The 21,930-nt window shown below is 63.8% G+C and carries 17 protein-coding genes; 6 read left to right on the plus strand and 11 right to left on the minus strand.

Going from position 1 to position 21,930, the window contains the following annotated elements; all coding sequences use genetic code 11:
• The first annotated feature begins 25 nt into the window (after nucleotides 1–25).
• From LK03_RS01780 to LK03_RS01795, 4 genes are read left to right on the plus strand one after another with little or no spacing between them, the layout of a single operon-like run.
• A complete protein-coding gene (locus LK03_RS01780; protein WP_038410826.1) occupies nucleotides 26–1,036 on the plus strand; it encodes an ABC transporter permease subunit in 1,011 nt (336 codons plus the stop codon).
• 8 nt (nucleotides 1,037–1,044) lie between these two features.
• The gene (locus LK03_RS01785; RefSeq protein WP_049870404.1) at nucleotides 1,045–1,971 is read left to right on the plus strand and encodes an ABC transporter permease subunit; all 927 of its coding nucleotides are present in this window, start codon (nucleotides 1,045–1,047) and stop codon (nucleotides 1,969–1,971) included.
• Nucleotides 1,972–1,981: 10 nt separating this feature from the next.
• Nucleotides 1,982–2,950 (plus strand): ABC transporter ATP-binding protein, encoded by a 969-nt coding sequence (locus tag LK03_RS01790; protein WP_038410827.1) that lies wholly within the window; start codon nucleotides 1,982–1,984, stop codon nucleotides 2,948–2,950.
• Nucleotides 2,950–3,918 carry a peptide ABC transporter ATP-binding protein gene (locus LK03_RS01795; RefSeq protein ID WP_038410828.1) on the plus strand — a complete coding sequence of 323 codons (969 nt, stop codon included), beginning with the start codon at nucleotides 2,950–2,952 and terminating at the stop codon, nucleotides 3,916–3,918. The genes LK03_RS01790 and LK03_RS01795 overlap by 1 nt, the downstream gene beginning before the upstream one ends.
• A gap of 152 nt (nucleotides 3,919–4,070) precedes the next feature.
• Here LK03_RS01795 and LK03_RS01800 read toward each other — a convergent pair whose 3' ends face one another.
• Nucleotides 4,071–5,003 carry a hypothetical protein gene (locus tag LK03_RS01800; RefSeq protein ID WP_038410829.1) on the minus strand — a complete coding sequence of 311 codons (933 nt, stop codon included), beginning with the start codon at nucleotides 5,001–5,003 and terminating at the stop codon, nucleotides 4,071–4,073.
• Nucleotides 5,004–6,111: 1,108 nt separating this feature from the next.
• Nucleotides 6,112–7,695: a peptide chain release factor 3 gene (locus LK03_RS01810; RefSeq protein ID WP_038410831.1), complete on the minus strand. Its 1,584-nt coding sequence runs from the start codon at nucleotides 7,693–7,695 to the stop codon at nucleotides 6,112–6,114.
• A gap of 729 nt (nucleotides 7,696–8,424) precedes the next feature.
• Here LK03_RS01810 and LK03_RS01815 point away from each other — a divergent pair.
• Nucleotides 8,425–9,588 carry a type III PLP-dependent enzyme gene (locus LK03_RS01815; RefSeq protein WP_028695999.1) on the plus strand — a complete coding sequence of 388 codons (1,164 nt, stop codon included), beginning with the start codon at nucleotides 8,425–8,427 and terminating at the stop codon, nucleotides 9,586–9,588.
• Between the two features lie 134 nt (nucleotides 9,589–9,722).
• A complete protein-coding gene (locus LK03_RS01820) occupies nucleotides 9,723–12,272 on the plus strand; it encodes a PepSY domain-containing protein (RefSeq protein WP_038414557.1) in 2,550 nt (849 codons plus the stop codon).
• A 28-nt stretch (nucleotides 12,273–12,300) separates the two neighbouring features.
• Here LK03_RS01820 and LK03_RS01825 read toward each other — a convergent pair whose 3' ends face one another.
• The 9 genes from LK03_RS01825 to pilW form a co-directional block, all read right to left on the minus strand.
• The gene (locus tag LK03_RS01825) at nucleotides 12,301–13,095 is read right to left on the minus strand and encodes an amidohydrolase (RefSeq protein WP_038410832.1); all 795 of its coding nucleotides are present in this window, start codon (nucleotides 13,093–13,095) and stop codon (nucleotides 12,301–12,303) included.
• A complete protein-coding gene (locus LK03_RS01830; RefSeq protein WP_038410833.1) occupies nucleotides 13,083–14,231 on the minus strand; it encodes a pyridoxal phosphate-dependent aminotransferase in 1,149 nt (382 codons plus the stop codon). Before LK03_RS01830 ends, LK03_RS01825 begins: the two co-directional genes overlap by 13 nt.
• 100 nt (nucleotides 14,232–14,331) lie before the next feature.
• Nucleotides 14,332–15,795, minus strand: coding sequence for a ribosome biogenesis GTPase Der (gene der / locus LK03_RS01835; protein WP_028695995.1), 1,464 nt, complete (start codon nucleotides 15,793–15,795; stop codon nucleotides 14,332–14,334).
• A 126-nt stretch (nucleotides 15,796–15,921) separates the two neighbouring features.
• Nucleotides 15,922–17,064, minus strand: coding sequence for an outer membrane protein assembly factor BamB (gene bamB / locus LK03_RS01840; RefSeq protein ID WP_038410834.1), 1,143 nt, complete (start codon nucleotides 17,062–17,064; stop codon nucleotides 15,922–15,924).
• A gap of 1 nt (nucleotide 17,065) precedes the next feature.
• Entirely contained in the window at nucleotides 17,066–17,707 is a 642-nt protein-coding gene (locus LK03_RS01845) for a tetratricopeptide repeat protein (RefSeq protein WP_038410835.1), read from the minus strand.
• Nucleotides 17,708–17,746: 39 nt separating this feature from the next.
• The gene (gene hisS, locus LK03_RS01850) at nucleotides 17,747–19,036 is read right to left on the minus strand and encodes a histidine--tRNA ligase (RefSeq protein ID WP_038410836.1); all 1,290 of its coding nucleotides are present in this window, start codon (nucleotides 19,034–19,036) and stop codon (nucleotides 17,747–17,749) included.
• 24 nt (nucleotides 19,037–19,060) lie between these two features.
• Nucleotides 19,061–20,170, minus strand: coding sequence for a flavodoxin-dependent (E)-4-hydroxy-3-methylbut-2-enyl-diphosphate synthase (gene ispG / locus LK03_RS01855; protein WP_038410837.1), 1,110 nt, complete (start codon nucleotides 20,168–20,170; stop codon nucleotides 19,061–19,063).
• Nucleotides 20,171–20,173: 3 nt separating this feature from the next.
• Nucleotides 20,174–21,166 (minus strand): RodZ domain-containing protein, encoded by a 993-nt coding sequence (locus LK03_RS01860; RefSeq protein WP_038410838.1) that lies wholly within the window; start codon nucleotides 21,164–21,166, stop codon nucleotides 20,174–20,176.
• A complete protein-coding gene (pilW, locus tag LK03_RS01865) occupies nucleotides 21,163–21,924 on the minus strand; it encodes a type IV pilus biogenesis/stability protein PilW (RefSeq protein ID WP_038410839.1) in 762 nt (253 codons plus the stop codon). The genes LK03_RS01860 and pilW overlap by 4 nt, the downstream gene beginning before the upstream one ends.
• Nucleotides 21,925–21,930: the final 6 nt, after the last annotated feature.

The raw sequence follows: 21,930 nt of genomic DNA on the forward strand, positions 1-21,930 counted from the left end.
ACAGCCTGATGAGGTACCACTGACAATGCTGAGTTTTATCGCCCGCCGCCTGGGCCTGCTGATACCGACTTTTTTCGGCATCACCCTGCTGACCTTCGCGCTGATTCGCCTGATCCCCGGTGACCCGGTCGAGGTCATGATGGGCGAACGCCGCCTCGACCCTGAATTGCACGCCCAGGCCATGGAGCGCCTGGGCCTGAACAAGCCGCTGCCGGCGCAGTACCTGGACTACATCGGCAAGCTCGCCCAGGGCGATCTGGGCGAATCGCTGCGCAGCCGGGAAAGTGTGTGGAGCGAATTCACCACACTGTTCCCGGCCACCGTCGAGCTGGCCTTCGCCGCCCTGCTGTTCGCCGGCGTCGTCGGCCTGCTGGCCGGGGTGATCGCCGCGCTCAAGCGTGGCTCGTTGTTCGACCATGGGGTGATGGGCATTTCCCTGGCCGGCTATTCCATGCCGATTTTCTGGTGGGGCCTGATTCTGATCATGTTCTTCTCGGTGAGCCTGGGCTGGACCCCGGTGTCCGGGCGTAACGGCGTGCTGTTCGATGTCGAGCCGGTCACCGGTTTCATGCTCATCGACACCCTGCTCAGCGGTGAAGACGGCGCCTTCCTCGATGCCGTGCAGCACCTGATTCTGCCAGCCATCGTGCTGGGCACCATTCCGCTGGCGGTGATCGCCCGCATGACCCGCTCGTCGATGCTCGAAGTGCTGCGCGAGGACTACATCCGCACCGCCCGCGCCAAAGGGCTGTCCCCGGCGCGGGTGGTGTTCATCCACGGTCTGCGCAATGCGCTGATACCGGTGCTGACGGTGTTCGGCCTGCAAATCGGCGCATTGCTCGCAGGCGCCGTGCTGACGGAAACCATCTTCTCGTGGCCGGGCATCGGCAAATGGCTGATCGAAGCCATTGGCGCGCGCGACTACCCGGTGGTGCAGAACGGCATCCTGTTGATCGCCTGCCTGGTGATCCTGGTCAACTTCGTGGTGGACATCCTCTACGGCCTGGCCAACCCACGTATCCGCCACCAGCGCTGAGGCCCGCCATGACCGATTCGACCGTAACCCCCGTGGCCGCCGCCAACGCCGTTGACCAGAGCCTGCTCTACCCCTCGCCCTACAAGGAGTTCTGGCACGCCTTCTCGCGCAACAAGGGCGCGGTGGCGGGCCTGGCCTTCATGTGCCTGATCGTGCTGTGCGCACTGTTCGCGCCATGGGTGGCGCCGCACAACCCGAGCGAGCAATACCGTGACTTTCTGCTCACCCCGCCGGTGTGGCTGGACGGCGGCACCTGGCGCTTCGTGCTGGGCACCGACGAACTGGGCCGCGACCTGCTCTCGCGCTTGATTCAGGGCGCTCGACTGTCGCTGCTGATCGGCCTGTCGTCGGTGGTGCTGTCGCTGATCCCGGGCGTGCTGATGGGCCTGCTGGCCGGGTTCTTCCCGCGCTTGCTCGGCCCGTCGATCATGCGCCTGATGGACGTGATGCTGGCGCTGCCCTCGCTGCTGCTGGCGGTGGCCATCGTGGCCATCCTCGGCCCTGGGCTGATCAACACGGTGATCGCCATCGCCATCGTCTCGCTGCCCTCCTACGTGCGCCTGACCCGCGCCGCAGTGATCGGCGAGCTCGACCGCGACTACGTCACCGCTGCGCGCCTGGCCGGCGCCAGCCTGCCACGGCTGATGTTCGTCACCGTGCTGCCCAACTGCATGGCGCCGCTGATCGTGCAGGCCACCTTGAGCTTTTCCTCGGCGATTCTCGATGCCGCAGCGCTGGGCTTTCTCGGCCTTGGCGTGCAACCGCCGACGCCTGAGTGGGGCACCATGCTGGCCTCGGCACGCGACTACATCGAGCGCGCCTGGTGGGTGGTGAGCCTGCCTGGGCTGACCATTCTGCTCAGCGTCCTGGCAATCAACCTGATGGGCGACGGCCTGCGCGATGCGCTGGACCCGAAACTCAAGAACGCCGCCTGAGGAGCACACCATGCCGCTATTGCAGATCAACAACCTCAACGTGCGTTTCGGCGATGCCAGCGCTGTCCCGGTCGTCGACGGCCTCGACCTGAGCGTCGAGGCCGGGGAAATCCTCGCCATCGTCGGTGAGTCCGGCTCGGGCAAGTCGGTGACCATGATGGCGCTGATGGGCCTGATCGACGCCCCCGGGCGGATCAGCGCCGATGCCATGACCTTCAACGGCCTGGACATGCTTTCGCTGAGCCGGCGCCAGCGCCGCAAGGTGGTCGGCAAGGACATCGCGATGATCTTCCAGGACCCGATGACTGCGCTCAACCCCAGCTACACCGTCGGCTACCAGATCGAGGAAGTGCTGCGTCAACACCTGGGCCTGAAGGGCCGTGCAGCGCGCCAGCGCGCCTTGGAACTGCTGCAAAAAGTCGAGATTCCCGCCGCCGAGAGCCGCCTGGATGCCTACCCGCACCAGCTCTCCGGGGGCATGAGCCAGCGTGTGGCGATCGCCATGGCGATTGCCGGTGAACCGCGCCTGCTGATCGCCGACGAACCGACCACCGCGCTGGATGTAACCATCCAGGCGCAGATCATGGAGCTGCTGGTCAACCTGCAGCAGGCCCACGACATGGCGCTGATCCTCATCACCCACGACCTGGCGGTGGTCGCCGAGACCGCGCGCAAGGTCTGCGTGATGTATGCCGGACAGGCGGTGGAACTGGGCCAGGTACCCACGCTGTTCGAACGCCCTGCTCATCCCTACAGCGAAGCACTGCTGGCGGCGATTCCCGAGCACAGCCTGGGCGCCGAGCGCCTGGCGACCCTGCCCGGTATCGTCCCGGGGCGCTACGACCGGCCCCGGGGCTGCCTGTTGTCACCGCGTTGCCCCTATGTGCAGGACCACTGCCGGATGCAACGCCCGGCACTGGAGACCCAGGCCCATAGCCTGGTGCGCTGTTTCTACCCGCTGAACCAGGAGGTGGCGTGATGAGCGTCGTACTGACCGCGAACAACCTCACCCGTCACTACAGCGTGTCACGTGGCCTGTTCAAGGGCTCGGCGGTGGTGCAGGCGCTCAATGGCGTGTCGTTCGAGCTGCAGGCCGGCAAGACCCTGGCCGTGGTCGGTGAATCCGGGTGTGGCAAATCGACCTTGGCCCGCGCCCTGACGCTGATCGAGCAGCCCAGCGCGGGCTCGTTGCAGATCGACGGGGTGGAGGTGGCCGGCGCCAGCAAGGCCGAGCGCAAGCAACTACGCCGTGACGTGCAGATGGTGTTCCAGAGCCCCTACGCCTCGCTCAACCCGCGGCAGAAGATCGGCGATCAACTGGCTGAGCCGCTGCTGATCAACACGTCGCTGAGCAAGGCAGAGCGCCGCGAGCGGGTGCAGAAGATGATGGAGCAAGTGGGCCTGCGTCCCGAGCACTATCAGCGCTACCCGCATATGTTCTCCGGCGGGCAGCGTCAACGCATCGCCCTGGCCCGGGCGATGATGCTGCAACCCAAGGTGCTGGTGGCCGATGAACCCACCTCGGCGCTGGACGTGTCGATCCAGGCCCAGGTGCTCAACCTGTTCATGGATCTGCAGCAGCAGTTCAACACCGCCTACGTGTTCATCTCACACAACCTGGCGGTGGTGCGTCACGTGGCCGATGACGTGCTGGTGATGTACTTGGGCCGGCCCGCCGAGATCGGCCCGAAGGATGACCTGTACGCCAAGCCGCTGCACCCCTATACCCAGGCCCTGCTGTCGGCGACACCCACGCTGCGTCCCGATCCGGAAAAACCCAAGCTGCGCATCGTCGGCGAACTGCCCAACCCGCTGAATCCGCCGTCCGGCTGCGCCTTCCACAAGCGCTGCCCGTATGCCACGGAGCGTTGCGCCGGTGAGGTGCCGCCGTTGCGCGCGGTGGATACCCGGCAGGTGGCCTGCCACTACGCCGAGCAGTTCCTCTAGGCGTTACGCCAGGGGTGAAAACGACAAGGGCCGCTAAGCGGCCCTTGTCGTGATCAGTGCATGAAGATGGCGATGAGGATGATTACCGGGATCGGTACCCCAAGGAACCACAGCAACAGTGAACGCATGACGAATCTCCTTTATCGGTCATCTCAACGAACAGGCGTGGTGCCTGTGCGAACGGTACGGGTGGTGCTGTAGGGATCTTCGACCCAGATCACGCGGTCACGGCGACGACCACCGAACAGCGCAGCGAGGCTGGCGAAGAAGGCGCCGCACAGCAGGGCGATGAAGGTCCACAGCGCGGTCCATGCCGCCACCTTGGCAGCGGTGTCAGCGGCTTGCTGAGCTTCGACCTTGGCTTGTTGCACTTGGCCAAGCACCTGGTCGACGCGAGCTTCAGCTTCGGCCTGGGTCAGGCGGGTGCGCTGGGCAACCAGCTGTGCGAGGTAAGTACGGTCGGCTGGCTCAAGGCTACCGCCCTGGGCAATACCACGGGCCAGAATGCGCGCGGCGACGCCGTTGGCAGCGTCTTCGCTGACACCGACTGGCGCATCGCTACGGAACAGACCGTCGACGAAGTAGCCCATGGCGTTATCGTTACCACCGGCTTTGTCGTCGGAGGCAGCGGCAATGCTGGCACCGGCACCTGCGACGGCACCTGCACCGACCTGCGCACCGGCGCTGATGATGTTACCGGCGGCGCCGACGATCAGCACTGCGCTGACCAGAGCAGCCACGGCCCACGACAGGAAGCCATGCGCGGTGTCGCGGAAGTACACTTCGTCACCGTGCAGATTGGCCCATTTCACCCGCAGACGACCGGCGATGTAGCCGCCCGCGCCCGAGGCGATGATCTGAGTCACCAACAACCAGACAATGGTGGAAATCCCTAACGCCTCCGCACTGGCCCCCTCGTTCGCCCACGGCGACGTCGCGGCAAATCCTAAGCCGGCGCCGAGCACTACCAGTAATAAGGAAAGGGAAGCTGCGGCCGCAGCACCCGCAAAAATAGCACCCCAGGACACGCCTGAGCGGTTGAGTCCGTCGTCGACGGCTCCGGGTAGATCGGCAGATGTGATCATAGTGGTAGCGCCTATGTAGTGAGCGAAAAGTCCGTTCGCAAACTAGGCGGTGCAGCGGCTATGCCAACTATGTCAAAAAATTTACTTCCTTGTATTTCAATTACTTAGAAAATGAGATAGATCCTAGGATCGTGCAGAACGCCGGATTGCCCGACAAAGGCAGTGTGTTATGCACGGTTGGGCTGGAATGAGTCATGGATTTGGGAAGGCTTCGAGTCACCAGTATCTACGGCCGGGAATATCTAGGTGATTCTAGACGTGGATGCAATGCCATGACCTGTACAGAGTCGTTGGCTTTCGGACCGCTGTTTCGCCTGGCGGCGACATCCTTTTGTCGCGGCAAAAGGATGCAAAACCGCCATGCTCCACTAGCCGGCCCTGCACTGCGCTGCGCTCCGTTCCGGGTCCCCTGCGCTCCGGTGCTCTACGGGGCGCCGCGGGCAAGGGTTGCTGCGCAACCCTAACACCTCGCGTCCTCGGCTGCGCTTCGGGTGCGCTAACGCGCACGCCCCTTCGAACACCTACGCTCCGGCCGTCTACAGTCGCGATCGGTATCGTCTGGATGATCGATGTACAAGAGCCCTAGCGCCTGGGCCATCGCAGCTGTCGCTGCAGAGAATCGAGTCCTGGCGTCAATGCCAATCATGATGCTGAGCGGCTGAGGCCGGACTATTAGAGTCGTGAACTTATCGAAACCTACCTGACTGCCCGCAACCACATCGGCAAAGCGCTTTTTGTACATCAATCGCTCAGACAACACCGATCGCGACTGTAGCCGGCCTTCGTTCCGGTACTCGTAGGGCCGTGCGCGCAGCGCACCCGAGGCGTAGCCGATGACGCGAGGTGTGAGGGTTGCGCAGCAACCCTTGCCCGCGCTGGCCCGAAGAGTGCCGGAACGCAGGGGACCCGAAACGGAGCGAAGCGTAGTGTAGGGCCGGCTAGTGGAGCACAGGGTTTTCCCCCCTTTTTCCCTAAAAAGGGGGTCGCCGCAAGGCGAAACCTGCGATGTGACAGGCGCATCGGCATCAACGTCGATGCCATGTATCCACCTACCCATCAAGTCCAGGCTGAGACGCTGCAGTCTCGAACCGCAAACCTCCCTCTCCCCTCAATGATGCTCCCGCGTAGCCCGGAACTTCACATCCGGCCAGCGCTCTTCCATCAACGCCAGATTGACGCGGGTCGGCGCCAGGTAGGTCAGGTGCCCACCGCCATCGAGCGCCAGGTTCTCCACGGCCTTGTTCTCGAATTCCTCGAGCTTCTTCTTGTCGTCGCAGGCCACCCAGCGCGCCGACCAGACGGTGATCGGCTCATACGCGCACTCGACCTTGTATTCCTCTTTCAGGCGGCTGGCGACCACATCGAACTGCAGCACACCGACGGCGCCGAGGATGATGTCGTTGCTGCGCTGCGGGAAGAACACCTGGGTCGCGCCCTCCTCGGCGAGCTGTTGCAGACCCTGGCGCAGTTGCTTGGACTTGAGCGGGTCTTTCAGGCGCACGCGGCGGAACAGTTCCGGGGCGAAGTGCGGGATACCGGTGAAGCCCAGCGCCTCGCCTTCGGTGAAGGTGTCGCCGATCTGGATGGTGCCGTGGTTGTGCAGGCCGATGATGTCGCCGGCATAGGCTTCTTCGAGCTGCTCACGCTCGGAGGAGAAGAACGTCAGCGCGTCGCCGATGCGCAAGTCCTTGCCCAGACGTACATGGCGCATCTTCATGCCCTTCTCGTACTTGCCCGAGCAGATGCGCATGAAGGCGATACGGTCGCGGTGCTTGGGGTCCATGTTCGCCTGGATCTTGAACACGAAGCCGGAGAATTTCTCTTCCACCGGCTCGACGACGCGCTCGCGCGCCTCACGGCTCAACGGCCGCGGTGCCCAGTCGACCACCGCATCGAGCACATGGTCGACACCGAAGTTGCCAAGGGCAGTACCGAAGAACACCGGGGTCAGTTGACCGTTGATGAACTCGTCCTGGTTGAACTCGTGGCAAGCGCCCTGCACCAGCTCCAGTTGCTCGACGAAGCTGTCGTACTGGTCGCCCAGATGGGCGCGGGCTTCGTCGGAGTCGAGCTTTTCGATGATCCGCGCTTCGGTGCGTTCGTGCCCATGACCTGGGGTGTAGACGATGATGTAGTCGCCGGTCAGGTGATACACGCCCTTGAAGTCGCGGTAGCACCCGATCGGCCAGGTGATCGGCGCCGCCTTGATCTTCAGTACCGCTTCGATCTCGTCGAGCAGCTCGATGGGGTCACGAATATCGCGGTCGAGCTTGTTGATGAAGCTGACGATGGGCGTGTCGCGCAGTCGGCAGACATCCATCAGGGCGATGGTGCGGGGCTCTACGCCCTTACCGCCGTCCAGCACCATCAGGGCCGAGTCGACCGCGGTCAGGGTGCGGTAGGTGTCTTCGGAGAAGTCTTCGTGACCGGGGGTGTCGAGCAGGTTGACCATGTGCTCGCGATAGGGGAACTGCATCACCGAGGTGGTGATGGAGATACCCCGTTGCTTTTCCATTTCCATCCAGTCGGAAGTGGCATGGCGGTCGGACTTGCGCGACTTCACCGTACCGGCAACGGCAATCGCCTTGCCCATCAGCAAGAGCTTCTCGGTAATGGTGGTCTTACCGGCGTCGGGGTGGGAAATGATGGCGAAAGTGCGGCGCTTCGCGACTTCGGCGGCCTGTTGGGTCATGGGAAATCGCCTGACTCGGTCTTGGAAAAAGGGGCAGCATCATACCCGATCTCGCCCGCAGACCAAAGCGCCGCCCCATGTAGGGTCTTGTGTTCTGGCCTGAGGTCGCTCGCAAAACTGAGCACAAGCTGAGCCGGTAACAAAAAATTTATGATCGACCGTCTACGCATCCCGGCCCGCGGTCGTGGCCATAAATATGCACACCCCATAGGAGCGGGTTCACCCGCGATGGGCTGCGCAGCGGCCCCATCGAGACGCCACCTGGTCTCGTGGGTAAGCATTCACAGGCCTGGCCCGAGGGTGCCAGCCTTCACGGGTAAGCCCGCACCTATAGGCCGCTATTCCACAATATTTAACGCTTACCGATGCTGCGGGAACATCTGCCCCGCACACCAGTCGGTAACTCAAGGGGCGCGCCCGGCCTAGCTGTTGATTCCGCAGTCCTCACGCCCTACAGTGCGCGCCGAACGTCCATGCTGGAAACGATCCATCCGGCTCAAGTACTGAGTTAGGCTCTGTCTGAAACGTCTTGAGCGAAGGTTAGGCAAGGCGAACACAGCCGAGGAAGCGGAGTTTACTCGAGTAAATGAGCATTCCGAGGCTGTGTTCAACGCAGCATAACCGAGTCTCAAGGCTTTTCAGGCAGAGCCTAGGCGAACCAAAGTGGGGATACGGAGGACGTTCAGTGCAGCCACTTATTCATTCAGTTTGCCCATGGAGTCCCTGAGCATGTCGATCCAGGTCGAAGACTATTTCGCACGTGACACTTTCACCAAGATGAAGGCGTTCGCCGACAAGCAGGAAACGCCGTTCGTCCTCATCGATACGCAGATGATCAGCAAGGCCTACGACGACCTGCGTGCCGGTTTCGAATTCGCCAAGGTCTACTACGCGGTCAAGGCCAACCCTGCCGTGGAAATCATCGACCTGCTCAAGGACAAAGGCTCGAACTTCGACATCGCCTCGATCTATGAACTGGACAAGGTGATGGGCCAGGGCGTCAGCGCCGACCGTATCAGCTACGGTAACACCATCAAGAAGTCCAAGGACATCCGCTACTTCTACGAGAAGGGTGTGCGTCTGTACGCCACCGACTCGGAAGCCGACCTGCGCAACATCGCCAAGGCCGCGCCGGGCTCGAAAGTCTATGTCCGGATTCTCACCGAAGGCTCGACCACCGCTGACTGGCCGCTGTCGCGCAAGTTCGGCTGCCAGACCGACATGGCCATGGACCTGCTGATTCTGGCCCGTGACCTGGGCCTGGTGCCGTACGGCATCTCGTTCCACGTCGGCTCGCAGCAGCGTGACATCAGCGTCTGGGATGCGGCCATCGCCAAGGTCAAGGTGATCTTCGAGCGCCTCAAGGTGGAAGATGGCATCGAGCTGAAGCTGATCAACATGGGCGGCGGCTTCCCGGCCAACTACATCACCCGCACCAACAGCCTGGAAACCTATGCCGAAGAGATCATCCGCTTCCTCAAGGAAGACTTCGGTGACGACCTGCCGGAAATCATCCTGGAACCAGGCCGCTCGCTGATCGCCAACGCCGGTATTCTGGTCAGCGAAGTGGTGCTGGTGGCGCGCAAGTCGCGTACCGCGGTCGAGCGCTGGGTGTACACCGATGTGGGCAAGTTCTCTGGCCTGATCGAAACCATGGACGAGTCGATCAAATTCCCCATCTGGACCGAGAAGAAAGGCGAGATGGAAGAAGTGGTCATCGCCGGTCCGACCTGCGACAGCGCCGACATCATGTACGAACACTACAAATACGGCCTGCCGCTGAACCTGGCCATCGGTGACCGCCTGTACTGGCTGTCCACCGGCGCCTACACCACCAGCTACAGCGCGGTGGAATTCAACGGCTTCCCGCCACTGAAAGCCTTCTACCTGTAACACCGAACGGGGCCGCAAGGCCCCGTTTTCATGTCTGCCGCAATTCTGCGCGCCCTCACCTGACTGCCCACACCGCAGCCGCCAAGGCATAATGCACGCCGCCCATTTCCGGGCAGGCCGGCAAGGTGATGGTGGTGCTGAAAACAATCCTATTCCAGTTGCACTGGCTGCTCGGCATCAGCGCTGGCCTGGTCCTGACGGTGATGGGCGCGACTGGCGCGGCCTGGTCGTTCCAGGATGAACTGCTGCGCCTGCTCAACCCGGATACGTTGACCGTCAAGGTACAACCGCAAGGTGTACTGCCACCGGCTGAGCTGGTGCACCGCGCAGAAGCGGCCCAAGGGGCGCGGGTCAGCATGCTGTGGGTCGAACCGCAGTCCGATCGCGCGGCACGGATTTTCTTCAGCCCCGAGGCCGGCGCCCACCGCGGGCAACTGCGCTATGCCGACCCGTACACCGGCGAGCTCAAGGGCGAGGTGGTCGGGCAAGGCTTCTTCGACCTGATGCTGCGCCTGCACCGTTTCCTGGCCATGGGCGAAACCGGCCGACAGGTCACCGCAGCCAGCACCCTGGCGCTGGTGTTCTTCTGCCTCTCTGGGCTGTACCTGCGCTGGCCACGACAGACCCTCAACTGGCGCGCGTGGCTGACCTTCGACTGGCGCAAGCGTGGCCGCGCGTTCAACTGGGATCTGCACGCGGTGGTCGGCACCTGGTGTCTGCTGTTCTACCTGCTGATGGCCCTGACCGGGCTGACGTGGTCCTACGAGTGGTACCGCGATGGCGTACGCCAGTTGCTCAGCGATGCGCGCAGCGAGCCGAATGCGCGGGAACAAGTACAATCCAGGCGCCGCATGACCCGCGACCTGCCGCCGAGCGCGCCGCAGCCCGTCAACTACGAGGTGATCTGGAGCGAGTTGCAGCGTCTGGCTGGCCCCACCCTGAGCACCTACAACCTGCGCTTGCCGGCCGATGGCCACGGCCCGGTCAGTGTGCGCCTGCTGCGCAGCGACGCCGCGCACCCGCGCGCCTTCGACCTGATCAACTTCGCCCCAGCCAGCGGCAAGGTGCTGCATGAAGAGCGCTATGCCGACAAATCCTTCAACGAGCAGTTGCTGCAAAGCTTCTACGCCCTGCACGTAGGCAACTACTTCGGCCTGACCGGGCGCATTCTGCTCACCGCAGCCAGTGCGCTGATGCCGCTGTTCTTCATCACCGGCTGGTTGCTGTACCTGGACCGCCGGCGCAAGCAACGCCAGGCCCGCACGGCCCGGGCCAACGTCAGTGAGGGCGGCCAGGGCGCCGATGCCTGGCTGATCGGTTTCGCCAGCCAGAGCGGTCTGGCCGAGCAGTTGGCCTGGCACAGCGCCGCGCAGCTGCAGGCCGCCGGGCTGGCGGTGCAGGTGCGGGCGCTGGGTGATCTGGGTGAAGACGATCTGCGCCGGGCGCGCCGTGCGCTGTTTGTCATCAGCACCTTCGGCGACGGTGAAGCGCCCGATAACGCCCGCGCTTTCGAGCGCAAGGTGCTGGGCCAGGCCAGTTCGCTGGCGCATCTGGACTACGCCCTGCTGGCGCTGGGTGATCGGCAATATGCGCATTTCTGCGGCTTCGCCCGACGCGTCCAGGCGTGGCTGAGCGAGCGCGGTGCGCGCTGCACGTTCAGCCCGGTGGAAGTCGACAACGCCGACCCCGCCGCGTTGCAGCAGTGGCAGGCGGGCCTGGCGCAACTGACCGGCACTGCGCCCGCAGCAGCTTGGCAACCGGCGCACTACGAACACTGGACACTCACCGCACGTACCCTGCTTAACCCCGGCAGCCAGGGCAAGCCGGTGTATCTGCTCAGTTTGCAGGCCCAACACGCTGCGCAGTGGCAGGCCGGCGATCTGGTGGACATCCTGCCGCGCAATGCGCCTGCGCAGGTGCAGCGACTGCTCACCGCGCTGAGCCTGCGCGGCGATCAGCCGGTGCAGTGCGACGGCCTGGCGCAAACTGCCGAACAGGCCTTTGCCGCGCGTCAGCTACCGAGCAACCTGAGCCAGCTGATCGGCCTGCATGCCCAGGCCGCGGTGGATGCCCTGGCGCCGCTCGGCACTCGTCAATACTCCATTGCCTCGATCGCCAGCGACGGCGTGCTGGAGCTGATCGTGCGCCAGGAGCGCCGCGACGACGGCAGCCTGGGGCTGGGCTCGGGCTGGCTCACTGAACATCTGCCGCTCGGTGCCAGTGTCGCCCTGCGCCTGCGCCGCAACAGCGGCTTCCACCTGCCCGCCGCTGCCGCGCCGTTGATTCTGATCGGCAGTGGTACCGGCCTTGCCGGGCTGCGCAGCCTGTTGCGGGCCAACATCGTCGCCGGTGAAACGCGCAACTGGCTGCTGTTCGGTGAACGTAACAGGGCACACGATTACTTCTGCGCCGATGAACTGGAGAAATCGCTGGCAGACGGCACGCTGACCAGACTCGATCTGGCGTTCTCGCGCGATCGGGCCGAGAAAATCTATGTGCAGGATGTGCTGTTGCAGCAGGGTCAGCGACTCAGGGACTGGCTTGACCAAGGCGCTTGCCTGTATGTCTGCGGCAGCCTGCAGGGCATGGCTGTCGGCGTCGATGCTGCCTTGCAGGCGCTGCTTGGCGAAGAGGCCATGCAACGCCTGATCGAAACCGGCCGCTACCGGCGTGATGTCTACTGAGCCGCAGGTAGCTCAGTGGACAAGAAGCTCAGCAGTCCAGGGTGAACGAATCGGCGTCCAGGTCGGCCGGGAAGCGCTTGCGGTAGGCGGCCAATTCGGCGGAGCGCAACACCACGGTGAACACGCCATCGGCCTCGCCGGCGCTGAGCAGGCTTTCGCCCTGGAAGTCCAGCACTTGGCTGTCACCAGAATAGGCAAAGCCTTTGCCATCGGTGCCGACCCGGTTCACCCCCGCGACAAAACACAGGTTCTCGATGGCCCGCGCCGGCAGCAGACGGTTCCAGTGCAAACGCCGCGCCGCTGGCCAGTTGGCGGTGTACAGCAGCAGGTCGGTGTCATGGGGGTCGCGGCTCCACACCGGGAAGCGCAGGTCGTAGCAGATCAGCGGACGAATCCGCCAGCCCTTGAGCTCGAACTGCACCTGGCGATAGCCGGGGGTGTAGTGCTCGTGCTCTTTGGCCATGCGGAACAGGTGGCGCTTGTCGTAGTGCAGCAGCTCACCATCCGGGCGCGCCCACAGCAAGCGGTTGCGGTGAGTACCGTCGGCGGCCTGGATCATCACGCTGCCAGTCACCACCGCGTCGAGCTTTTTCGCCTGGGCCTTGAGCCATTTGCTGGCCGGGCCATTCTCCGCCTCGGCGAAACGCTCGGACTCCATGGAAAAGCCTGTGGTGAACATTTCCGGCAGGACGATCAGATCCGCCCCACGGGCCTGTTCCAGCAACGCTTCGAAATGCTCGAAATTGGCCTGGCGGTCGTGCCAGGCGAGACTGGTCTGCACCAGCGCAAGGGTCAGATTCGGTAGCTGGCTCAGATCGCGCATAGTTTTTCCGCTGCGTGGCGCAGCGTCTCCTCACGTTTGGCAAAGCACAGGCGGATCAGACGCTGCCCGGCGATGGGTTGCTGATAGAACACCGACACAGGAATGCTCGCCACACCGTGTTCGCGGGTCAGCCACAGGGCCATGTCGACATCACCGAGGTCGGGCCGGATGGCCGAGTAATCCAGCAACTGGAAGTAGGTGCCGGGCGCACGGGTAAAGCGAAAGCGCGAACCCTCGAGCAGATCGCAGAACAGGTCGCGCTTGGCCTGATAGAAGGCCGGCAACTCATCGACATGTTCGGGATGCTCGGCCATGAACTCGGCCAAGGCGTGCTGCAAGGGCGTAACGCCGCAGAAGTTGACGTACTGGTGCACCTTGCGCAGCTCAGCGCTGAGCGCGGGCGGAGCGATCACGTAGCCGGTCTTCCAGCCGGTGACGTGGTAGGTCTTGCCGAACGAGCTGACCACGAAGGCCCGCGCATAGAGCTGCGGGTGGGCCAGCACGCTGGCGTGCCGAGCACCGTCGAAAACCAGGTGTTCGTAGACCTCATCACTGAGCATGTACAGCTCGCGATCGGCGATCAGCGCGGCCAGGGTATCGAGGTCTTCGCGGGTGATCAGTGCGCCGCTGGGGTTGTGCGGGGAATTGAGGATCACCATGCGCGTGCGCGGACTTAGCGCATCGCTGAACGCCTGCCAGTCGATGCGAAAATCACCCTCGTTCAGCGGCAGGTGCACGCAACGTCCACCGGCCAGGGTCACGGCCGGGTCGTAGGCGTCGTAGCTGGGATCGAAGACGATCACCTCATCACCGCTGTGGATGACCGCCTGAATGGCGCAGAAGATCGCTTCGGTGGCGCCCGGTGTGATGGTCACTTCTTCATCGGCATCGACTTGCACCCCATACAGGCGCAGCACTTTGCTCGCCACTTGCTGGCGCAGGGCAGGCAGGCCGGTCATAGGCGCGTACTGGTTATGCCCGGCGCAGACATGCCGCCCCACTGCATCGAGCAGCGGCTGTGGGCCGTTGAAGTCAGGAAAGCCTTGGGAAAGGTTGAGCGCACCGGTTTGCGCAGCGAGCTGCGACATGCGGGTGAAGATGGTGGTGCCAACATCTGGCAGTTTGCTGCGAATCATGGAGCCCTCTTTCCTGGGGTCTGAGGGGCATAAGCTACAAGTTCCGAGCGGCAGGCTTCAAGCGGCGCAGTGCGCGACTCGAAGCTTGCCGCTGGAACGATCAGCGCTTGTCGCGGCGTTTTTTCTCGGCCTTCTTGTGGTGCGACATCAAGCGACGCTTCTTGTTGACCTGACGATCGGTCAGGGTGTTCTTCTTGCCCTCGAACGGGTTTTCGCCGCCCTTGTACTCGATACGGATCGGCGTACCTACCAGCTTCAGCACGCGGCGGTAGGTGTTTTCCAGGTAGCGCGAGTAAGAACGCGGGATTTTCTCGGTCTGGTTGCCGTGGATCACGATCAGCGGCGGGTTGGCGCCGCCAAGGTGGGCATAGCGCAGCTTGATGCGGCGGCCATTGACCAGCGGCGGTTGGTGCTCGCTGATGGCATCTTCGAGAATCTGCGTCAGGCGGCTGGTCGGCCAGCGGGTCACCGCCGACTTGAAGGCGGCCTGCACCGACTTGTACAGGTTGCCAACGCCGGTGCCGTGCAGCGCGGAAATGAAGTGGATGTCGGCGAAATCGACGAAGAACAGCCGGCGCTCCAGCTCGGTCTTCACATAGTCGCGCTCGCCCGGCTGCATGCCGTCCCACTTGTTCAGGGCGATGACGATGGCCCGCCCGGCCTCCAGGGCGAAGCCCAGCAGGTTGAGGTCGTGGTCGACCACCCCCTCGCGGGCGTCCATGACGAAGATCACCACGTTGGCGTCCTTGATCGCCTGCAGCGTCTTGACCACCGAGAACTTCTCGACCTCTTCATGGATCTTGCCGCGACGGCGCACGCCAGCGGTGTCGATGAAGGTGTACTTTTCGCCATCACGCTCGAACGGGATGTAGATGCTGTCGCGGGTGGTGCCCGGCTCATCGTAGACCACTACACGCTCTTCGCCGAGCATGCGGTTGACCAGGGTCGACTTGCCGACGTTAGGACGGCCGATGATGGCGATTTTGATGCCATCCTTCTCGCTCGGCCCTGGGATGCGCAGCGCTTCTTCGCCTTCGGCGACCTCGGCATCGAGCGCCTCTTCTTCAGCGTCACGGGGAATGTGGCCGAGCACCGACTCCATCAGCGCGTTGATACCGCGACCTTGCGAGCCTGCAACGGGAATGGCATTGCCCATGCCCAGCGGCGAGAACTCGGCGCGGGCGACGTCGGCGTCGATGTTGTCGATCTTGTTGGCGACCAGCACCGCAGCCTTGTTGCGCTTGCGCAGGTGCTCGGCAATCATCTGGTCGGCTGCGGTCATGCCGGCGCGGGCATCGACCAGGAACAGCACATAATCGGCTTCTTCGATGGCCATGAGCGACTGCTCGGCCATCTTTTCATCCATGCCCACTTCATCGCCGGTGATACCGCCGGTGTCGATGAGAATGAACGAACGCCCCTGCCAGGAGGCGTCGCCGTACTGACGGTCGCGGGTCAGGCCCGACAGGTCACCGACGATGGCATCGCGGGTCTTGGTCAGGCGGTTGAACATGGTGGATTTGCCGACGTTCGGCCGCCCTACCAGGGCAATTACGGGAACCATGCGGCTCTCCACTGGTGAATTCTTGAAAATGCAAAGGCCGCTGCAAGCAGCGGCCGGAGTTCATGCGGCGTGTCCAGGCTGTGCCTGAGCGCCGCCGCCCAAGGCCCGCAGGCCTTGAGCATAGCGTCAGCGGATGCTCAGTGCTTCGAGCTTGCCGCTGTTGCCAAAGACGTAGATGGTGTCGTCGACCACCAGAGGGCGGGCGCGCAGACCATCGCTGTCGATCCGCTCACGACCCACGAAGCGACCATCGACCTGGCTGAGCAGGTGCAGGTAGCCCTCGAAGTCGCCCACGGCGATGTAGCTGGAGAACACTTCCGGCGCCGACAACTGGCGGCGGGCCAGGCTGTCGTTGCTCCACAGGGCGCTGGAGGAACGCTCGTCGACGCTCTCGACCGTGCCCGACGCTTCGCTCACGTAAACGTTGCCGAAGCCCTGGGCCACGCCGACATAGCTGGAGGCGTCGCGCTGCCACAGCACGCGCCCGCTTTCGATGTCGAGCCCGGCGACACGGCCCTGGTAGGTGCTGACGTACAGGGTGCCACCGGACAGCAGCAGACCGCCGTCGATGTCGACCACGCGGTCCAGCTCCGAGCGACCTTGCGGGATGGCGACGCGGCTTTCCCAGACCGGCACGCCGTTCTGGATATCCACCGCGACCACCTTGCCGGTGGACAGGCCGGCGATGGCCAGGCGGTTGGTCACCACCGGCGCACCGGTGCCACGCAGGGTCAGCACGGCCGGGGTGTTCTCATAGATCCAGCGACGCTCGCCCGTGGCGGCATCGAGGCCGATCAGACGGTCGTCCTGGGTCTGCACCACCACCACGTCACCGTTGTTGGCAGGTGGCGCCAGCACTTCGCTGGACACCCGCGAACGCCAGCGCTCCTTGCCCGTGGTGGAATCCAAGGCGATGACCTCGCCCTTGAGCGTACCCAGGGTCAGCAGGCCATAGCCGACACCGACCGCACCGGAGACCGGCAGGTCAAGATCGTTCTCCCAGATCACATCGCCATTACGGCGATCGAGGGCGTAGACCTCGCCAGTGACGTCGGAGGCGAAGATGCGGTCGTTCTCGATGGCCGGCACCAGAACATTGTACTTGTCGCCCTGGCCGTCGCCGATCGAACGGCTCCACTGCTTCTTCAGCACCACTTCCTCGGTGAACTTGGTCAGTTCGGCCGGTGGCAGTTCCTTCTTGCTGTTGCTGCTGCAACCCGCGGCCAGTACGGCCAGGGTCAGCACTGCTGCTTGTTTCCAACCGATCACGTCACGCGTCCCCTTTGGCCAAGTCGTCCAGCTTCAGTTGCAGTCCACCGGTCGCGGCGTCGTCAGACATCGCGGCCTTGGCCTTTTCGTAGGCGCCGTGTGCATCATCGGCACGGCCCAGTTGCACCAGCAGATCACCTTTGAGTTCTTCGCGGCTGGCCAGGAAGGCCTTTTCCGCATCACCATCGAGCAGTTTCAGCGCATCTTCCGCTTTGTCTTGAGCGGCCAGCACACGGGCCAGACGCTGTCGGGAAATTTCCCCGAGGGTGGCGTCGGCCGGCTTGTCGAGCACGCTCTTGAGTTCAGCGGCGGCATCATCGAGCTTGCCGCTGTCGACTGCAACCTTGGCGACGAACAGGCTGCCGTACTGCGCATAGGCGCTGCCGCCGAAATCGCTCTTGAGCTTGCCAGCCAGTTCGGCGACCTTGGCGGTGTCCGGCGTGCCGCTTGGCGTCAGCGTGGTTTCCAGCAATGCCTGGTACAGGCCCGAGGCACCCTGGGACTGGTTGCTCTGGTACTTCTGCCAGGCCTGCCAACCCATCACCACTGCCGCGGCGAGCAAGGCACCCGTGAGCAACGGCTTGCCGTTGCGATTCCACCAGTCCTTGGCGCCAGCCAGGCCATCATCATCGATACTCGACACCCCAATACTCCTTTTCAGCAATTCGGCGGTTGAAGCGCGTCACGCGTTCGCGATTGCGCTTTGCAGGTGCTCGGCCAGAGCATCCCAGGCAATGTTCTGTTGTTCGCCCTGACCACGCAGGGGCTTGACGCCGATGACTTCAGCGGCCAGTTCGTCGTCGCCCAGGATCAGCGCGAACAGCGCGCCGCTCTTGTCGGCCTTCTTGAACTGGCTCTTGAAGCTGCCGGCCCCGGCGTTGACCGCCAGGCGCAGCGACGGCAGACGATCACGCAGTTGCTCGACCAGACGCAGCCCGGCCAACTCGGCTTGCTCGCCGAACGCGCACAGGTAGACGTCGATCTGCCGGTTGATCGAGGCAGGTACCTTGTCGAGGGTCTGCAGCAGCAGGATCAGGCGCTCGATGCCCATGGCGAAACCCACGCCCGGGGTCGGCTTGCCGCCCATCTGCTCGACCAGACCATCGTAGCGACCGCCGGCACACACGGTGCCCTGGGCGCCGAGCTGGTCGGTGACCCACTCGAACACGGTCTTGCTGTAGTAGTCCAGGCCACGCACCAGCTTGGTGTTGATCACGAACGGAATGCCTGCGGCATGCAGACGCGCCTTGAGGCCCTCGAAGTGTTCACGCGAGGCGTCGTCGAGGTAATCCTCGAGCTTCGGCGCATCGACCAGCACCGCCTGGGTGCCGGCATCCTTGCTGTCGAGCACCCGCAGCGGGTTGCTCTTGAGGCGGCGCTGGCTGTCTTCGTCGAGCTGCTCGAGGCGTGCGGAAAGAAATTCCACCAGGGCATCGCGGTAGCGCGCCCGCGCTTCGCTGGTGCCCAGGCTGTTGAGCTCCAGGGTCACCGCATCACGAATACCAAGCAGGCCCCACAGCCGCCAGCTGAGGATGATCAGCTCGGCATCGACATCCGGACCGTCGAGATTGAACACCTCGACGCCAATCTGGTGAAACTGCCGATAGCGGCCCTTCTGCGGGCGCTCGTGGCGGAACATCTGCCCGGTGTACCAGAGCTTCTGCACCTGGCCGTTACCGGTGATGCCGTGTTCGAGCACGGCGCGCACGCAGGCAGCGGTGCCTTCCGGGCGCAGGGTGAGCGAATCACCGTTGCGGTCCTCGAAGGTGTACATCTCTTTTTCGACGATATCGGTCACTTCGCCGATCGAGCGCTTGAACAGCTCGGTGAACTCGACGATGGGCGTGCGGATCTGGCTGTAGCCATAACCGTCCAGCAGGCTGGCCACGGTGCCCTCGAAGTAGCGCCACAGCGGCGACTGGTCGGGCAGGATGTCGTTCATGCCACGGATGGCTTGCAGCGATTTGCTCACGGAAAGTCCTTACGAATCTGTGTATCAGCCACGGGCAATCAATGCCGCGTCGGCGTCGGCCTTCTCGGCCGCTTTCTGGCGGATGAGCCGTTCCAGCTCATCGACCAGGTTGTCATTGTTCAGCTTCTGCGACGGCTTGCCGTCGATATACACCAGGTTCGGCGTGCCGCCGGTCAGGCCGACATGGGCTTCCTTGGCTTCGCCGGGACCGTTGACCACGCAACCGATCACCGCTACGTCCATCGGCACCAGCAGATCTTCAAGGCGCCCTTCCAGTTCGTTCATGGTCTTGACCACATCGAAATTCTGCCGCGAGCAGCTCGGGCAAGCGATGAAATTGATGCCACGCGAACGCAGACGCAGGGACTTGAGGATGTCGTAGCCGACCTTCACTTCCTCGACCGGATCGGCGGCCAGGGAAATACGGATGGTGTCGCCGATACCTTCGGCAAGCAGCATACCGAGGCCCACGGCAGATTTCACCGTTCCTGAACGCAGGCCACCGGCCTCGGTGATGCCCAGGTGAAGGGGCTGGACGATCTGCTTGGCCAGTTGCCGGTAGGCATCGACCGCCATGAACACATCGGAAGCCTTGACGCTGACCTTGAAGTCCTGGAAATCCAGGCGATCGAGGTGCTCGACGTGGCGCAGCGCCGACTCCACCAGCGCCGCCGGGGTGGGCTCGCCGTATTTCTTCTGCAGGTCTTTTTCCAGGGAGCCGGCATTGACGCCGATACGGATCGGAATGCCACGGTCGCGGGCGGCATCGACCACGGCGCGCACACGGTCTTCGCGACCGATGTTGCCCGGGTTGATGCGCAGGCAGTCGACACCCAGTTCAGCCACGCGCAGGGCGATGCGGTAGTCGAAGTGGATATCGGCCACCAGCGGCACACTGACCTGCTGCTTGATCCGACCGAATGCTTCGGCAGCGTCCATGTCGGGCACCGACACGCGCACGATGTCGACGCCGGCATCGACCAGGCGCTGGATCTGCGCGACGGTGGCGGCGACGTCATTGGTATCGGTATTGGTCATGCTTTGTACGGCGATCGGCGCGTCGCCGCCTACCGCTACATTGCCGACCCAGATCTTGCGGGATTCGCGACGTTTGATCGGAGATTCACCGTGCATGAATTACTGTCCCAACTTGAGGCGAGCGGTCTCGCCACTGGTGAACGAAGCGACGTCGACCGCCTGGCCGTTGTAGCTGACCTGGGCGCCACGGGCGAAGCCCAGGCGCACCGCGAACGGCGGCTTGCCACTGAGTTCGACGGTCTCGCCCTTGCGCTTGAGCGCGCTGAGCAGCACCTTGCCGTTGCCATCGGTGACCTGCGTCCAGCAGTCGGCGACGAAGGTGATCGCCACCTTGCCACTGCCGGCAGGTGCCGGGGTTTCGGCAGGCGTGGCGGCCGGACTGGCAGGGGTGCTCGCGGCATTGTTCGCAGGAGCGGCGGAGGCCGTCGGCGCGGCCGGTGCAGGCACGGCAGCGCTGTTCTGGCTCGGCTGAGCGGCTGCGGTGGAGGTTTCGGTCGCGGGTGCTTCGGTGCTTTCGCCGGTGGTGCCAGGCAGGGCCAGCGCAGTCGACTCGGGCTGCTGCGCGGCGTTCACCGCCTGATCTTCCGGCTCGTCGAGCGGATGGATTTGCGTGGTGCCATCGGCGCTTTCCACCTCGACATGCTCAAGGGCCATGTTCGCCAGCTCTTTGCTGCGCTGGCTGCCCTGGTCCTGCCACCAGACGAAGCCACCGCCGACCACCGCCAGCAGCACCAGCAGGCTGACCCCGCGCAGGATGTTCTGCGACAGGCGCTTGGGCTCATCGATGCGGCCCAGCGAATGCACGTCGCTGCCCTTGGCGTGGGAACCGGTGACCTGATCGAAGGCCGCGACCAGCGGTGCCTGGTCCATGTCCATGAGCTTGGCGTAGGCGCGGATGTAGCCGCGGGCGAAGGTGTGCCCCGGCAGCTTGTCGAAGGCACCGGTTTCCAGGTGGTTCAGCGACGTGAGCGTAAGGTTCAGCTTGCGCGCCACTTCGGCCTGGGACCAGCCGCGGGCCTCTCGGGCCTGGCGCAGGGTGTCCCCGGGATTCTGGTGGGTCGCTGCTACTGCTTCGGGATGCGCGGCGTTCATCGTTGCTCCGACAGGTATTGCTGATACTCCGGTGTACCCGGATAGAGTCGTTGTAATTGCTGGCCCAGCTGCGCTGCGGCAACCTGCTCGTCGAACCGACGTGCCAGACGGCTACCCAGCAACAGGCTGCGGGCGTCATGGTCGCTCAGTTCGCTGAAACGATTGAAGTAGTCCCAGGCCGGCACATAATGCCTGTTTTCGTAGGCCAACTCAGCCATTTCCAACAATGCTCGGGGCTGATGTGGATTGAGTTGAAGGGCCTTGTGCAGATGCTCGTGCGCCTGGTCGTGTTGACCTTGCCTGAGGGCGGTCAGACCCAGGTTCTCGTACACCCGCGAACGTTCAGGATACAGGGTATCGACGGCAGCTTGGCGAAACATCTGCTCTGCCTGACGAAAATGTCCCTGAGCATAGAGGAATGCACCGTAGTTGTTGAGCATTCGCGTCTCGGTCGGACGCTGCTGCAAGGCCTTGGTGAAGTGCCGATCAGCCAGCTCCGGCTCGCCCTCGGCCTGATACACCAGCGCCAGGGCGGCATGGGCGTCAGCGTCGCCGGGGGCGATGGCCAGTGCCTTGGCCAGCGGCGCCTTGGCCTGCTGGTTCATTCCGCGTTGCACGTAGCCCAAGCCCAACTGCACGTAGGCGCGCCGAGCCTGTTCACGACCCTCGCGGCTGGCCAGCGGGTCGCTGGCGCCGCTCGACACGCAGCCGGCGAGCAGCAATAGCGTGAAGATCGACAGCGCCGAGCGCAGGGTCATCAAGGG

The organism is Pseudomonas cremoricolorata, from assembly GCF_000759535.1.
Classification (GTDB): Bacteria; Pseudomonadota; Gammaproteobacteria; order Pseudomonadales; family Pseudomonadaceae; genus Aquipseudomonas; species Aquipseudomonas cremoricolorata_A.